The following is a 15047-nucleotide window of genomic DNA, read 5'->3' on the forward strand; positions in this document are numbered from 1 at the left end:
GGCCGGTACGCGAACCGGCCGCGCACGCACGCCGATCGGGCTTTCGGTTCGGCTTCGGTCGGCTTGGGACATCCTCGCGGCAGGCAGGCGGGCGTGCCGGCAACGTCGCGGCGCATGTCGGTTCCGCTGCGGTCCCGCTTCGGTCCCGCTTCGGTTCGGCGGCGCGGTGCGCGCCGCGGACGCTCAGCCAGCCGCCTGAATCGCCTCTTCGTACACGCCAGCCACGCGTCGCGCGATCACCGCGTTGTCGAAGTGATCGCGCGCATAGCGCTTGCACGCGGCTTCATCCGGCAGCGCGATCGCGCCCGACAGCGCACCGCCGAGCCCTTCGGCGATCGCGTCCGCGCCCGTCGACGGCAGCACGAGATCGTTCGACAACCCGGCGACCGCCTCCGGCAGCCCGCCGACCGGCGTGACCAGCACCGGCGTGCCGGACGCCAGCGATTCGACGGTGATCAGCCCGAAGCCCTCGAGCGCGACCGTCGGCACGACGCTGACCGTCGCCGCGCGATACAGCGCCGCGAGATGATGGTCGGGCACGAAGCCGAGCAGCTTCACATTGTCCTGCAGCCCGGCTTCGTCGATGCGCTGCTGCAGTTCCTCGCCGATCTTGCCCTTGCCGGCGATCAGCAGCAGCACGTCCGGGTGACGGCGCTTGACGAGGCCGATCGCGTCGATCAGGTCCTCCAGCCCCATGCGCCGCACGAGCCGGCGCACGGCCAGCACGATCGGCCGGTCCTGCGGCAGTTGCAGCTTGTGCCGCGCCTCGGCGGGCGTGAGCGGCGTGTCGAACTGCGCGGTATCGACGCAGCCGGGAATCACGCGCACCCGCGACGGATCGATCCCGTAGCGGTGCGTCAGGATCTGGCCGAATGCCTGCGACAGCACGATCAGCCGCGACGAGCGCGTATAGACGGCCTGTTCGAGATAGCGCTTCGCGCGCTGACCGAGCGACGCGGCGCCCTCGACCTGGCTTTCGTCGGCCCACGGCCCCTGGAAGTGCGACACCTGCGGAATCCCGCGCGTCACGTCGAGGCCGGGGAACGTGTACAGCGCGAAGTGCGACGAAATCACGTCCGGCCGGTCGCTGCGGATCTCGTCGCGCAGCGCGCGCCGCGCGGCGAGCATCCGGCGCGCGAGCGGCTGCGACGCGGGCCCGAAGCCCTGGATCGCGCCACCCGTGTCGTCGGCGACCTTCGGCGAGCCGGCGACGAGCCCGCGCACCTCGACGCCCGCGCCGGGCAGCGCGCCGACGAGCGAGTAGTACATCCGGTCGAGGCCGCCCGCGCGTTCGGGGAACCAGTGCATGCCGATCTGCAACGATTTGATCGGCCGGGAAGAGTGGGACATCACGGTTGCTCCTGCGTGATTGCATGCTCGACCCGCTCGAAAGCGGACGGCTGCGAGGGTTGGCCGATGCGCCGGTAAAGCGCGACGTACTGGGCACCCATGTGCGCCCAGCCGAAACGGGTCATCAGTTCGCGGGCCGCGTCGCCCATCGCGCGACAGGTGTCGCGCGACGCCGCGAGCGAGCCGATCGCCTGCGCGAGCGCGGCCGGATCGTCCGGGTCCTCCAGCACGATCCCGCATTCGCGCGTGATGATTTCCGCGCCGCCCGCCGTGCGCGCGGTGACGACCGGCAGCCCGGCCGCCATCGCCTCCAGCAGCGACAGGCTCATCGCTTCGTAGCGCGACGGAAAGACGTACGCGTCGACCGAGCGCATCAGCGTCGGCATGTTCTTCACGAGCCCGAGGAAATGCACGCGCGAAGCGATGCCGAGCGCGCGCGCCTCTTCCGGATACGGGCTGCCGGGCAGATAGCCTGCCACCGCCAGATGCACGTTCGCGGGCAGCTTCGTCAGCGCCTTCAGCACGGTGCCGAGGTTCTTGCGCGGCGTGCGCAGGTCGCCGACGAACAGCAGCAGGAACGCGTCGTCCGGCAGCTTGAACGCCGCACGGTCCGCCTGCGCGCCCGCGAACGCGCTGCCGTCGACGCCGTTGTAGATCACGCTGATCTTGCGGCTGTCGATGCCGAGCCCGGCGATCTCGTCGGCCACCTTCTGCGACACGGCGGTGATCGCGCGCGAACGCTTGTACGCCCAGCGCTCGAGCACGGTATTCACGCGCGTGTAGACATACTGGTAGGCCGACCACAGCCCCTTGGCAGGCCCGAACGGATAGTACGGACTCTTGAACCAGCCGCCGTGCACGAAGTGCGCGGTATTCACGTCGGCCTTGATCCACGAGATGAAGCCGTTCACGTGCAGCACGTCGTATTCGCTACGGTGCGCGCGCAGCCACGCCGCGCTTTTCAGCGCGAACACCTGCTGCTTGACGAGATTCGACGGCCAGAAGCCGCCGACCTTCACCGGCACCCAGCGCACGCGCGGGTCGGCCAGCAGCTCGGGCGCGACATGCGACGCGACCAGCGTGACCTCGTAGTTTTCGGCCAGCGCCGCGCGCGCGATTTCGTAATTGACGCGGCCCTGCCCGTCGTTATGTCGCACGACGTGCGTGACGATCGCGATTCTCAATGGTCGCCTCCCCGTGAACGCGCGGCGGCCAGCAGGCGTTGCGCCTTCTGCCAGTGCGCCGCGGCAAGTATCGAAAAAATGGCTGTGAACATCAGCAGGCCGCCGGTGCCGATCAGCGAGTTCGTGAACACGAGCATCGCGAAAGTCGACAGGCACAGGCTCAGGCACGCGCCGACGAACTTGTCCTTGCGCAGCTTGAACGCCGCGCGCAGCGTGCGGCCGAACAGCATCACGACGCCGGCGAGATACAGCAGCGTGCCGGGCCAGCCGAGCACGAACGGCACGTTCATCACGCCGCTGTCGAAGCTGCCGTACTTGCCGAGCTCGCCGCTGTCGCTCGACAGCTTCGTGGACGCGCCGGTCGCGCCCATCCCTTCGCCGGCGACGTCGGTGAACGCCGTCTGCGCGAAGGTCGCGTAGAACTTGTTGCGGTCGTCGTAGCTGCGGTCGTCCTTCAGGTTCGTGATCGACTGCAGGCGCGCGCCGAGCCGGTCGGCCACCGGCCCGACGGTCAGGAGCGGCACGCACAGCCCGACCAGCACGACGCCGCTGATCAGGATCCGCATCCGCACGCGGTTGCTCGATTGCACGAGCTGGATCGCGAGCGCGATCACCCAGCCGCCCCAGGTCGAGCGCACGAGACACAGCGCGAACGACACGAAACCGGCCGCGCCCGCGAACCAGCGGATCTTCTGCGGCGCGACCAGCACGAACACCAGCGCGCCCATCATCGCGAACGCGAACGGCCCCGACGAATTCATCGTGCTGAACACGCGCACGCCGTACGGCACCGGCTCGCCCTGCGAGCCCATCTGCGAGCCGACCATCCACAGCACGTCCCACTGCGGCATCACGAAGTACTGCACGACGCCGTACAGGCCCATCACGAGCATGCCCCACATGAAGGTGGACAGCAGCACGTCGCGATACTCCGGATAGTTGCGCGCGTTCACCATGATGTGAAAGCCGATCAGGATCGGGTACAGCCAGTTCGCGAGGTCGTAGGTCGCGGCCATCACGCCGCTCGACACGATCCCGACCAGGTACGCATACACGAGCCCGAACAGAATCAGCAGCACGGGAATCCCGCGCCGCTGCGCGAGCACGCGGTAATGCCTGACGAGCCCCAGGCCGGCGATCATCGTGACCGCGAGCGGCGCGACCTGGATCAGGCTCGTCGGCGTGAACGCGCCCTTCGACCAGTCGGCCAGGCGCCGCACTTCCGGGCTCAGGAACCACACCCACCACATGAAGCCGACATAGCGCGCCGGGCTCTTGAAATACAGCCAGACGCCGACCCCGATGGCCAGCACCGGGAACGCGAGCGTCAGCACCTTGCCCTGGTGGACGGCGATCAGCGCGGCGGTCAACGCCCACAGCCCGGCCTGCCCGGCCCAGTGCTTCGGCTCGGCGAACCAGCTGCGGGCGCGCGACGGCGCGCGTTCGGCGGCAATCGTACTCATCGATTCGCGCTCACTGCGACGACGGACGCGAATCGGCGAGCGGCATCGCCATGCCTGCCGCCGCGGGCGTGCGGCGCCGGCGCAGCATGTCGCGCGTGATCCGCACGTGCTGCTCGGCGAACGCCTGCGTGGTCAGGTCGCGCTCGCGCAGGCAGGCGGCCGCCGCCCGCGCGCAGTCGAGCGCCGCCACCGGATCGGCGACGAAGCGGTCGGCGGCCTGGCGCATCGCCTGCGCGTCGAACGCCGGCACATACGCGGCCGTGTCGTGCGGGAAGTAGTCGCTCAGGCCGCCCACGTCGGACACGATCATCGGCTTGCCGACGGCCGCCGCCTCGAGCATCACGGTAATGCCCGACGCATGGAAATTCGGCCGCAGCGGCACGACGATCACGTCGGCCCACGCGTACAGCTCGTGCTGCTTCGCGAGCCCCGACGCCGGGCCGATCGTCACGTTCGGCGCATGCCATTCGCGCGGCACGCGGCGGCGCGTCGCGAGCCGCACCTCGTAGCGTTCGTCGCCGCCGAACGCGGCGAGGAACGTGCGCCAGTCGCGGTCGCGGTCGTTGCCGATCGCCGCGATCCGCAGCGGCCGGCTCGGTTGCCATTGCCGCGGCTCGACCGGCGGGAAATCCTGCGTGTTCAGCCCGTAATAGACGAATTCGGCTTCGCGCCCGAGATAGCGTCGGCACAGGTCGGCGTTGTCGCGGGCGAGCGTGGTCAGCGCGTCGGCGCGCGCGAGCAGCTTGCGGTACAGCCAGCGGCGCGGGCCGCCGAAGCTGCCCCACTTGTCGAACAGCCACACGCTCTGCGCGAGCAGCAGCGGGCGCTTGCCCTGCGCGCCGGCGAGCTTGAGGATCAGCGCGGCGGCCAGATGCTCCTGCTCGGTGTGCGTCCAGATCACGTCGGTACCGAGCAGCGCCGCACGGTTGCGCCACGCATGCACGACGTCGAAACCGAGCGCCGCCTTCAGCGCGCGGCGCGCGATGCTCACCACGCGGTTCTCGCCGGCGTCCTGCGAATAGGTCAGCCGGAATTCGTCGGATTCGGCGTGGTGATAGCCGTACAGGCAGCCGATGTCGTCGCCTTTCCGGTAGGTACGCGGATCGGCGCCGTAGAACAAATGGACGTGAACGTTCGTTGCAGCCTTCGTGGTCATGCGAGCCCTCCGGGCGTGGCCGCGCGCGAGGCGCGCAGGCCGTTCAAGACGTCACCGGCGGCATCGCCGCGCGGTGGGGGGCGAGGTTCGTGCGGCGCGCATCGCGGGCGCCGCGGCGCACCGCGCGCCAGTGCGCGAGCACGCGGGCGCGGCGCGCGGTCGGCAACGACAGCAGCACGTGCGCGAAGCCGGGATAGACGCGCGTGCCGACCAGCGTCCACCACCACCACGCGATCTCGCGCCGCAGCGGCGACAGATGCTCGCGCAGGATCAGATGCAGGTTGTACGCGCCGTTGCTGATCGCATTCAGCGACGCCGCATCGCGCCGGTCGTCGTCGAAGCGCTCGGCCGGAAAATGATCGACCGCGATCGCCGGGTCGTAGACGAGCTTCCAGCCTTCGCGCTGCACATGCATGCTGAAGCCCATGTCGTTGTGCACCTGCGCGCCGGCGCCGCGCAGCCGCGTGTCGAAGCGCAGCCGTTCGATCGCCGCGCGGCGGTAGCTCATGTTCGCGCCCTTGAGCATGTCGACTTCGCGCGCGCCGCCGACGCCGAGGTGATGATTGCCGACGATCTTGCCGGACAGCGTGAGCTGGCCGACGAGTTCGCGCGATTCGTCGAGCACGCGGCCTTTCTCGTGCACCCAGTCGCGTCCGCCGACCGCACCCACGCGCGGGTCGGAGAGGAATACGGCTTCGATGCGCGCGAGCCAGTCGGGGCGCGGCGCCGCGTCGTCGTCGGTGATCGCGACGATGTCGCCCGTCGCCGAGTCGAGCCCCTTGTTCAGTGCGGCGACCTGCCCGGCCACGTCGACCGGCACGATGTGCAGCGGCAGCGCGCCGCCGACCGCCGGATCGGCGAGCCGTTCGTGCGTGGCGTCGTCCTCCGGGCGCGCGACGACGATCACCTCGTCGGGCAGCCGCTGCTGCCGCTGCAGCGCCAGCAGGCAGCGCGCGAGGTCGGCGGGACGCCGGTAGGTCGGAACGAGCACGGAAATTTTCATCGAGGATTCTCCATTCGGCCGGGCCGATGCGGCGCGCGCCGGCCCGGTTTCGTGCAATGCGGTCAAGCGCTCAGGTATTCGTGCACGGCCGCGTAGCCGCGGCCGTAGCCGCGCGCCTTCGGCGGCACACCATTGAAGATCCCGCCTTCCAGATCGACCCCCGCGGTGCGCAGGCGCTTGATCGCGTCGGCGATCTCGCCTTCGGTATGCATGCCCGAGCGCAGCACGAGGAACGTCGAGCCGGCCATGCGGCCGATGATGGTCGCGTCGGTCACCGCCAGCACCGGCGGCGAATCGATCAGCACGACGTCGTAGCGCTTGCCGAGCCCTTCGAGGTATTGCGGCAGGCGCGTCGACATCAGCAGCTCCGACGGGTTCGGCGGACGCGTGCCGGCCGCGATGAACGACAGGCCCTGCACCGGCGTCTCGCGGATCGCTTCCTCGAGCGGCGACTGATCGCTCAGCAGCTCGGACAGGCCCGGCTGCACGGTCAGGCCGAAGTAGCGGTCGAGCATCCCGCGCCGCATGTCGGCGTCGATCAGCAGCACGCGCTTGCCCGAATGCGCGAGCAGCACCGCGAGGTTGACCGTCAAAAAGCTCTTGCCGATGCCCGGCGTCGGGCCGGTCAGCACGATCACGCGGTTCTTCGCGTCCATCATCGCGAACTGCATCGCGGTGCGCAGGCTGCGCATGCTTTCGACGCTCAGGTCCTTCGGACGCAGGCTCGCGAGGATCGGCCGCGCACGGCTGCCGCCCTTCTCCGCCGCCGCGTCGAGCTTCACCTGCTCGGCGCTTTGCGGCACCAGCCCGTACAGCGGCAGGTTGAACGTGCGCTCGATGCGATCGGGATCCTCGATGCCCTGGAACAGGTTGCGGCGCAGGAACACGACGCCCGTGCCGAGGATCAGCCCGAGGAACACGGCGGCCGACAGGATCAGCACCTTCTTCGGCTTGACCGGCGCGCCCGGGCGCAGCGCCGAATCGATCAGGTGGATGTTGCCGCCCGTGCCGGCCTTCTGCACCGACAGCTCCTGCACGCGGTTCAGCAGCAGCACGTAGATGTCTTCGGCGACCTTCGCGTCGCGCTGCAGCTGGACGGCCTTCACTTCGGTCGCCGGCAGGCTGCGGAAGCGGTTGCTGAACTTGTCCTTCTCGCCCTGCAGCTCCGCGAGCTGCTGCTTCGCGGCGATCACCATCGGGTGCGAATCGGTGAAGCGCTGCGCGAGCGACGCGAGTTGCAGCCGCTGCGCGGCGATCTGCTGTTCGTACTGCACGCTGCCTTCGAGGTAGACCTTCGCCTCGTCGCTCGCGTTGATCGAGCCCGACGTGCGCTGGTATTGCGTGAGCGCGGCTTCCGCGCGTTCGAGGTCGGCCTTCAGGCGCGGCTCCTCGCCCTTCAGGAAGTCGAGCATCTTGGTCGCTTCCGCCTGCTTCGCGACCACGTGCTGGTTCAGGTACGACTGCGCGAGCGCGTTCGCGATCGCGGCGGTCTGGTCCGGGTCCTTGCCTTCGAGCGAGATCTGCACGACGCCCGTCTGCTTGCCCTGCTCGCTCACCTGGATGCCGGCCTGGAAGCCGCTGATCGCGTCGAGATCGTTGTAGCGCACCACCGTGAACTGCGTGCCGGGGCGCGCGACGAGCTTCTGCACGAGCAGCGTCACGCCGCCGCCCTGCGCCGATTCGCCGACGCGGCCCGCCAGCAGCCGCGTGCCGTTCTCGTCGACCAGCGAATAGGTGCCGTTCGGGCCGGCCGTCAGCGTCAGCTTCTTGCCTTCGAGCGCCGGCACGACGCTGATCGAATCGACGTCGGCGAGTTCGCCGCCCCACGCATACGACTTCAGCCCGAGCCACGGCCGCGACGGCTCGCCGGGCGTCGCGACGCGCGCGGCGAGGCTGCCGAGCACCGGCAGCGTCTTCGGCGCGACCGAGAAGTTCAGCTTGAACTGTTCGACGACCGGCGCGACGACGCCGCGGCTCTTGATGATCTCGATTTCCGCGTCGGTCGGCGCCTGCTGCGGGCCGCTGTTGATCGACGCGCCCGTCTGCGTCTGCGTGAGCGCCTGCGACGTGTTGTCGTTGCCCTCGACCCGCACGTGCACGTCCGCCTGGTAGACCGGCTTCGCGATGAAGCAGTAGAGGCCGGCGAGCGCGACGACCGTCACCGCGATGCCGAGCAGCAGCCAGATGTCGTCCATGATGACCTGGAGCAACTGGCCGAGGACGACGTCCTCTTCCTCGGTCTTGGCGGTCAGGTCCGCGTAGGAGTGTTTCGCTTGCGTGTTCACCATTCGTTCCCGCTTGAGTGGTGCCGGGGGGCGGACGCCGCCCCGGCGGGCTATCAGCGCGTGATTTGCCGCATGTAGAAGATCGTCTGGATCGTCGGCAGCACCTGCTGCAGCACACGGTTGAACTGCACCGAGCCGGCCGTGCTGACGTAGACGACGTCGAGCGGTTGAAGCGGGAAGCGGCTCGACAGCATCAGCGCATCGGGCTGCGTCATGTCGAGGCGGTACACCTCGGGCTTCGTCGGGTTGTCGCGCATGCCGCGCATCACGTAGATCTTGCGCGGGTTCGCGTCGGTATCGAGAATCCCGCCGCCCGCGGTCAGCGCATCGGCGATGGTCAGCCTGCCCTTGAGCATCGGCACCGTGACCGGCGTCTTGACCTCGCCCATGATGAACACGCGGCTGTCGCTGCGGTCCGGCACGTTGACGATGTCGCCCGGCTGCAGCATCACGTTCTGCTTCACCTCGCCGCGATCGAGCACGCCGTTCGCGTCGAGCGTGTACAGCTTGCCGTCGCGCGTCAGGCGCACGCGCTGCAGGTCGGCCTCGGCGGTCGAGCCGCCGGAGCGCGAGATCGCGTCGACGAGCGTGAGCGGCACGTCGCTCACCGCGAGCGGGCCGGGCTGCTTCACCTCGCCCGTCACCTGCACCTTCTGGCTGCGGAACGACAGCACGCGCACGTCGAGCTGCGGATTCTTCACGTAGCGCGCGAGGCTCGACGCCATCTCGTCGCGGATCTGCGCGACCGTCTTGCCCGCCACGCGAATCCGGCCGACGAACGGGAAGAAGATCGTGCCGTCGGCGGCGACCGTCTGGCCGTACGGATCGGCCTGGCCCGGCAGCGCGGTCGTATACGGCTGCTGCAGCGCGCCCGCGACCGACTGCGTCGTGTTGCCGCCGCTCGAGAACGACTGGCCCTGCGGCGTCGTCAGCTCCGGATGGTCCCACACGGTGACGCCGAGGATGTCCTGCGGGCCGACGCGATACGTGTACTGCGACGGATCGGTATAGCGCCCGGGCGGCAGCGGATGATCGACCTGCGCTTTCTGCAGCTGGTCCATCACCACTTTGGCGTCGATGTAATGAACCGGATAGGTTTCGGCCGCTTCCTGCCGGCCTTCGTCCTTCAGGTTCGACGAGTCGAGGTAGTTGCCGGGCGCGGTTGCACAGGCTGACAGGAAAGTCGTCAGCGCGACGGCAAGCGCCACCGGGCGCATCGGGCGTTTCAGCATAGTTTCTGTAGCCATCCTTGAACCAGACGTTCGATCAGTGAGTAGCTCTCGCGGTAGTCGGCCTCGGCGCCGCCGTGCGGGTCCGCGATCTCGGCCCCTTCCCACTTGCCGAGCAGGTGAACCTTGCCGCGCGCGAACGGATCGACCGATTCGACGGCCGCGATCTGTCGGCGCTCGCTGACGAGAATCAGGTCGGCGTCGCGCACGATCCGGCGCGACAGCCGCCGTGAGCGGTGGGTCGTCGCATCGACGCCCCGCTCGGCGAGCAGTTGCCGCATCACCGGATCGATGCCGTCGCCGTCGTTCGCGTGCACGCCGGCCGAGTGGAACGTCGGACGCGGGCCGCCGCGCGACGCGGCGTGCGACTTGAACAGCATTTCCGCCGCCGGGCTGCGGCAGACGTTCGCGTGGCAGACGATCAGGATGTTCCGGAACATGGCGTCTCGTAACGAGTGACGGAAAACGGGTTACGCGCTGGCGCGGGCAGTGCCCGGCACGCGGGCGGCGACCGCCTGGCGCGAACCCGGCCGGCCGATCGGGTGATACTCGATGCCCTGCTCGCTCATCGTCTCCGGCTCGTACAGGTTGCGGCCGTCGAAGATCACGGGCGCCTTCCACAGGCGGCCGAGCGCGACGAAGTCGGGGCTCTTGAACGCCTTCCATTCGGTGACGATCACGAGCGCGTCGGCGTCGCGCGCGGCCTGCGCCTCGTCGTCGACGAACGACAGGCGCTCGAGCCAGCTCGGGTGATCGGCGAGATCGAGCGCGATCACGCGGCGCGCTTCCTGCTGCGCGACCGGGTCGTACGCGGCGACGCGCGCGCCGCGCGACAGCAGCTCGGCGATCAGCTCGCGGCTCGGCGCCTCGCGCATGTCGTCGGTGTTCGGCTTGAAGGCCAGGCCCCACAGCGCGAACGCGCGGCCGCTCAGGTCCTCGCCGAAACGCGCGACGATCTTGTCGGCGAGCACGCGCTTTTGCGTCGCGTTGACCGACGACACGGCCTTCAGGATCTGCAGCGACTGGCCGTGCTCGTCGGCCGTGCGGATCAGCGCCTCGACGTCCTTCGGGAAGCACGAGCCGCCGTAGCCGCAGCCCGCATACAGGAAGTGATAGCCGATGCGCGGATCGGAGCCGATCCCGCGGCGCACGGCCTCGATGTCCGCGCCGAAGCGGTCGGCGAGGTTCGCCAGCTCGTTCATGAACGAGATGCGCGTCGCGAGCATCGCGTTCGCCGCGTATTTCGTGAACTCGGCCGAGCGCACGTCCATGTACAGCGTGCGCTCGTGATTGCGGTTGAACGGCGCGTAGAGCTTCTTCATCAGCTCGCGGGCGCGTTCGCCCGGCACGTCGTCGTCGCAGCCGATCACGATGCGGTCCGGCCGCGTGAAATCGTCGACGGCCGCGCCTTCCTTCAGGAATTCCGGATTCGACACGACCGAGAACATCTGGTCGCCGCCGCGCTTCGCGAGTTCCTCGGCGACCGCCGCGCGCACGCGCTCGGCCGTGCCGACCGGCACCGTCGACTTGTCGACGATCACCTTGAAGCCGGTCATGTAGCGGCCGATGTTGCGCGCCGCCGCGAGCACGTATTGCAGGTCGGCCGAGCCGTCCTCGTCGGGCGGCGTGCCGACCGCGATGAACTGCACGTCGCCGTGCGCGACCGCGGCCTCGATGTCGGTCGAGAAGCGCAGGCGGCCGGCCGAGCGGTTGCGCGCGATCACTTCCTTCAGGCCCGGCTCGTGGATCGGCACGCCGCCGTCGTTCAGGATGTCGATCTTTGCCTGGTCGACGTCGAGACAGAACACGTCGTGCCCGATGTCGGCGAGACAGGCGCCGGTGACAAGCCCTACGTAACCGCTGCCGATGATAGTCAGATTCATGATGTGTCGGACCCCTTGACCAATGATTCGAAATTCGGAAAACCGGAATTGCCTGCGTGACGCGGCGTCGGTGTCAGTACGCGTTGCTGCCGGTGAAGCCTTTCCACAGCGTCAGCACGACGATCTTGATGTCGAGCCAGAACGACCAGTTCTGCATGTAGTACAGGTCGAGCTTCACGCGGCCCATCATCTTCTCGATCTGGTCGGTCTCGCCGCGATAGCCGTTGATCTGCGCCCACCCGGTGATGCCCGGCTTGATCCGGTAGCGGAACATGTAGCCCTTGACCAGATCCTTGTAGATGTCGTCGTGCGCGAGCGCATGCGGGCGCGGGCCGACCACCGACATCTCGCCCTTCAGCACGTTGATGAACTGCGGCAGCTCGTCGAGGCTCGTGCGGCGCAGGAAGCGGCCGACCGGCGTCACGCGCGAGTCGTTCTTGGTCGCCTGCGTGACCTGCCCGGCCACTTCCTGGTGCACCTTCATCGAGCGAAACTTGTAGATCTCGAACTCGTGCCCGTCGATCCCCTTGCGCTTCTGCCGAAAGAACACCGGCCCGCGCGAGGTCAGCTTGATCAGCGCCGCGATCAGCACCATCACCGGCGCGAGCGCAGTGAGCGCCGCCAGCGCGAACAGCCGGTCGAACACGAACTTCGGCAGGATCCGCACGTCGGTGATCGGCGACGCCGCGAGGTTGATCGCCGGCACGCCGAGCACCTCGACCACTTCCTGGTTGAAGAACGACAGCGTGCGCACGTCCGGAATGAAGCGGATGTTCACGAAGTCGTGGCGGAACACCGTCACGATCTGGTGAATCCGGCGCTCCTCCGTGATCGGCAGCGTGAGCCACAGCTCGCTGATCGCGCGGCTGCGCACCAGCCACACCAGCGATTCGAACTGCCGCTCGATGCGCACGTCGTCGAGCGCGACCTCGCCCGGCGCCTCGCTTTCGTCGTACACGCACACCGGGTTGAAGCCGGCTTCCGGCCGCGCCCGCATCTGCGCGATCAGCCGCCGCGCCGCCGGCGTACCGCCGACGATCGCGACCGCCTTCAGGTTGTAGCCGCCGCGGCGCAACTGCCGCAGCACCACGTGCACGCAGGCCTTCGAGCCGGCGAGCAGCGCCATCGTCACGAGCGCCCAGTAACCCAGCCACAGCCGCGACAGGTCGCCCGACTGGTGAAAGCTGAAACTCATCAGGATGCCCGCGAGCTCGACCACGAGCCACGCGAACGCCACGCGGACCACCAGCCCGACGAGACGCTTGCCGCGCCACGACTGGTAGATGCCGATGGCCGGAAAGAACACGACGACCAGCAGGCAGTCGAACAGCACCGTCGTGCGTTGCAGGTCGCTGAGCCCGATGCTGCCGTCGTGCAGCGCGGCCGCGATCAGCGCGCCCGTCACGACCATCGCGATATCGATGACTCTCGCCAGCACGCTCAACATGTCTGTTTCCTCTTCTTTGAACAGGCGTTTGCCGAACAGCGCCTTGTGCGACCCGTGCCGCACATTCGATTCAAACGTTGCATGACGCTATTGAAGCGACAAGAAAATTCATCCTCAAGCGCACAAGTATTTCGAAAAATAATCGGAAATTCTTGCCGCGATCTTTTTTAATTAAATCGGCAGGATTTCCCGAATCGGTCGGCAACGGGGATTTTTTCGGCGTCTTTACGCTTTCCGCTCGCCCTTTGCGGGCGGGCACGCCGGGCCGGTTCGCGGAATTATTTTTTATTTTTTTATTTCCGGCCGGTGCTACCGCGGAAAATTCTCCCGGATGAATGCGTGGCGAGTATCCGGCATTGGGTCCGGTTTTATTGTCGATTTACTTCATGCTACAACGACAGGCACTGACTTCAACCGTGGAGAGTGTCATCATGAATGCTCCGGCAGTGGTCGCCGAAACGCGCCATTCTTCTTCCGCCGCACCCGTCGCCGGTACGCCCGCCGTCGGCACCCGCCTCGCCGTGCAGCCCGTGATTCTCGCCGGCGGCTCCGGCACGCGCCTGTGGCCGATGTCGCGCGAGCGTTTTCCGAAACAGCTGATCGGCCTACTCGGCGATCATTCGCTGCTGCAATCCACCGCGCTGCGCCTCGACGGCCTGACGGCCGATCACCCGCTGAACGACGACGTGCTGATCGTATGCGGCGAGGATCACCGCTTCACGACCGCCGAACAACTGCGCCTGACGGCCAAGCACGCGACGATCATGCTCGAGCCGCTCGGCCGCGACACCGCGCCCGCGCTGACGCTCGCCGCGTTGCGGCTCGTCGCGAACGGCAACGACGCAGTGATGACCGTGATGCCCGCCGACCATGCGGTCGCGGACGTGCCGCGCTTTCACGCGGCCGTCGCGGCCGGCGTGCACTGCGCGGCGCAAGGCAAGATCGCGACGATGGGCATCGTGCCGACGCACGCGGAAACCGGCTACGGCTACATTCGCGTCGGCGCGCCGCTCGGCGACGCCGCCACCGGCAGCCTCGACGTACGCCGCCTCGACCGTTTCGTCGAGAAGCCGCACCTCGAACTCGCGCAACAGTACGTCGCGTCAGGCGAATACTGGTGGAACAGCGGGATCTTCATCGTGCGCGCGTCGGTGTGGCTGAACGCGATCCGGCAGCTCGAACCGGCGATCTACGCGGCGTGCGAACAGGCCGTCGCACAGGGCAAGGAAGACGGCGATTTCTTCCGCGTCGATCGCGACGCGTTCGCCGCGTCGCCGTCGAACTCGATCGACTACGCGGTGATGGAGCCGCTCGCGAGCCAGCCGCAACTGTGCGAAAGCGTCGTCGTGCCGCTCGACGCGGGCTGGTCGGACGTCGGCTCGTGGGACGCGATCTGGCAGATCTCGCCGAAGGACGATAGCGGGAACGTCGGCCGCGGCCACGTGCTGTTCGAAGGCGCCGGCTCGACGTTCGCGCATTCGGAAAGCCGGCTCATTGCATGCGTCGGCACGCAGAACCTGGTCGTCGTCGAAACGCCCGACGCCGTGCTCGTCGCGGATAAATCGCGCGTGCAGGACGTGAAGAAGATCGTCGGGCACATCAAGGCGCGACAAGGCACCGAAGCGACCGATCACCGCAAGGTGCATCGTCCGTGGGGCCACTACGACTCGGTCGACACCGGCGAGCGCTTCCAGGTGAAACGCATCGTCGTGAAGCCGGGCGCGCAACTGTCGCTGCAGATGCACCACCACCGCGCCGAACACTGGATCGTCGTGCGCGGCACCGCGCGCATCACGCGCGGCGACGAAACGTTCCTGCTGTCCGAAAACGAATCGACGTACATTCCGCTCGGCGTCTCGCATCGCCTGGAGAACCCGGGCAAGATGCCGCTCGAGCTGATCGAAGTGCAGTCGGGCGCGTATCTCGGCGAGGACGACATCGTCCGCTTCGACGATACCTACGGCCGGCAGTAACGCGTCATGCAACAAAGGGCGCCGCTTTCGACGGCGGCGCCCGGGCTAGGCAGACATGGAGACACGGGACTTCC

The 15047-nt window shown here is 68.1% G+C and carries 12 protein-coding genes; 2 read left to right on the forward strand and 10 right to left on the reverse strand.

All coding sequences use genetic code 11. The features are described from left to right. Positions 1-183: 183 nt before the first annotated feature. From HWX14_RS17175 to HWX14_RS17220, 10 genes are all read right to left on the reverse strand, one after another. Positions 184-1350 (reverse strand): glycosyltransferase family 4 protein, encoded by a 1167-nt coding sequence (locus HWX14_RS17175; RefSeq protein WP_175883650.1) that lies wholly within the window; start codon positions 1348-1350, stop codon positions 184-186. Next, positions 1350-2534, reverse strand: coding sequence for a glycosyltransferase family 4 protein (locus HWX14_RS17180; RefSeq protein WP_175883651.1), 1185 nt, complete (start codon positions 2532-2534; stop codon positions 1350-1352). Before HWX14_RS17180 ends, HWX14_RS17175 begins: the two co-directional genes overlap by 1 nt. Further along, positions 2531-3997 (reverse strand): glucose-6-phosphate isomerase, encoded by a 1467-nt coding sequence (locus HWX14_RS17185; RefSeq protein ID WP_175883652.1) that lies wholly within the window; start codon positions 3995-3997, stop codon positions 2531-2533. Before HWX14_RS17185 ends, HWX14_RS17180 begins: the two co-directional genes overlap by 4 nt. Before the next feature lie 10 nt (positions 3998-4007). After that, positions 4008-5153: a glycosyltransferase family 4 protein gene (locus HWX14_RS17190; RefSeq protein WP_175883653.1), complete on the reverse strand. Its 1146-nt coding sequence runs from the start codon at positions 5151-5153 to the stop codon at positions 4008-4010. Positions 5154-5196: 43 nt separating this feature from the next. Beyond that, positions 5197-6156, reverse strand: coding sequence for a glycosyltransferase family 2 protein (locus tag HWX14_RS17195; RefSeq protein WP_175883654.1), 960 nt, complete (start codon positions 6154-6156; stop codon positions 5197-5199). A gap of 62 nt (positions 6157-6218) precedes the next feature. Beyond that, a complete protein-coding gene (locus tag HWX14_RS17200) occupies positions 6219-8444 on the reverse strand; it encodes a polysaccharide biosynthesis tyrosine autokinase (protein WP_175883655.1) in 2226 nt (741 codons plus the stop codon). 50 nt (positions 8445-8494) lie between these two features. Next, on the reverse strand, positions 8495-9673 hold the full coding sequence (locus HWX14_RS17205; protein WP_175884609.1) for a polysaccharide biosynthesis/export family protein: 1179 nt from the start codon (positions 9671-9673) through the stop codon (positions 8495-8497). After that, positions 9667-10110 carry a low molecular weight protein-tyrosine-phosphatase gene (locus HWX14_RS17210; protein WP_175883656.1) on the reverse strand — a complete coding sequence of 148 codons (444 nt, stop codon included), beginning with the start codon at positions 10108-10110 and terminating at the stop codon, positions 9667-9669. Before HWX14_RS17210 ends, HWX14_RS17205 begins: the two co-directional genes overlap by 7 nt. A gap of 30 nt (positions 10111-10140) precedes the next feature. Further along, on the reverse strand, positions 10141-11553 hold the full coding sequence (locus HWX14_RS17215) for a UDP-glucose/GDP-mannose dehydrogenase family protein (protein ID WP_175883657.1): 1413 nt from the start codon (positions 11551-11553) through the stop codon (positions 10141-10143). A 73-nt stretch (positions 11554-11626) separates the two neighbouring features. Continuing rightward, positions 11627-13000 (reverse strand): undecaprenyl-phosphate glucose phosphotransferase, encoded by a 1374-nt coding sequence (locus HWX14_RS17220; protein ID WP_175883658.1) that lies wholly within the window; start codon positions 12998-13000, stop codon positions 11627-11629. Between the two features lie 77 nt (positions 13001-13077). Between HWX14_RS17220 and HWX14_RS17225 the strand changes: the two genes are divergently transcribed. Together HWX14_RS17225 and HWX14_RS17230 are read left to right on the forward strand one after the other, a co-directional pair. Continuing rightward, positions 13078-13335: a hypothetical protein gene (locus HWX14_RS17225; RefSeq protein ID WP_175883607.1), complete on the forward strand. Its 258-nt coding sequence runs from the start codon at positions 13078-13080 to the stop codon at positions 13333-13335. Positions 13336-13431: 96 nt separating this feature from the next. Further along, positions 13432-14973, forward strand: coding sequence for a mannose-1-phosphate guanylyltransferase/mannose-6-phosphate isomerase (locus HWX14_RS17230; RefSeq protein ID WP_175883659.1), 1542 nt, complete (start codon positions 13432-13434; stop codon positions 14971-14973). Positions 14974-15047: the final 74 nt, after the last annotated feature.

It is taken from the genome of Burkholderia sp. BCC0044 (genome assembly GCF_902832955.1).
Classification (GTDB): domain Bacteria; phylum Pseudomonadota; class Gammaproteobacteria; order Burkholderiales; family Burkholderiaceae; genus Burkholderia.

Coding starts and splice junctions, on each gene's coding strand:
- HWX14_RS17230 (WP_175883659.1), top strand. CDS start 13,432: ATGAATGCTCCGGCAGTGGTCGCCGAAACGCGCCATTCTTCTTCCGCC.
- HWX14_RS17215 (WP_175883657.1), bottom strand. CDS start 11,553: ATGAATCTGACTATCATCGGCAGCGGTTACGTAGGGCTTGTCACCGGC.
- HWX14_RS17220 (WP_175883658.1), bottom strand. CDS start 13,000: ATGTTGAGCGTGCTGGCGAGAGTCATCGATATCGCGATGGTCGTGACG.
- HWX14_RS17185 (WP_175883652.1), bottom strand. CDS start 3,997: ATGAGTACGATTGCCGCCGAACGCGCGCCGTCGCGCGCCCGCAGCTGG.
- HWX14_RS17190 (WP_175883653.1), bottom strand. CDS start 5,153: ATGACCACGAAGGCTGCAACGAACGTTCACGTCCATTTGTTCTACGGC.
- HWX14_RS17175 (WP_175883650.1), bottom strand. CDS start 1,350: ATGTCCCACTCTTCCCGGCCGATCAAATCGTTGCAGATCGGCATGCAC.
- HWX14_RS17205 (WP_175884609.1), bottom strand. CDS start 9,673: ATGCTGAAACGCCCGATGCGCCCGGTGGCGCTTGCCGTCGCGCTGACG.
- HWX14_RS17195 (WP_175883654.1), bottom strand. CDS start 6,156: ATGAAAATTTCCGTGCTCGTTCCGACCTACCGGCGTCCCGCCGACCTC.
- HWX14_RS17200 (WP_175883655.1), bottom strand. CDS start 8,444: ATGGTGAACACGCAAGCGAAACACTCCTACGCGGACCTGACCGCCAAG.
- HWX14_RS17210 (WP_175883656.1), bottom strand. CDS start 10,110: ATGTTCCGGAACATCCTGATCGTCTGCCACGCGAACGTCTGCCGCAGC.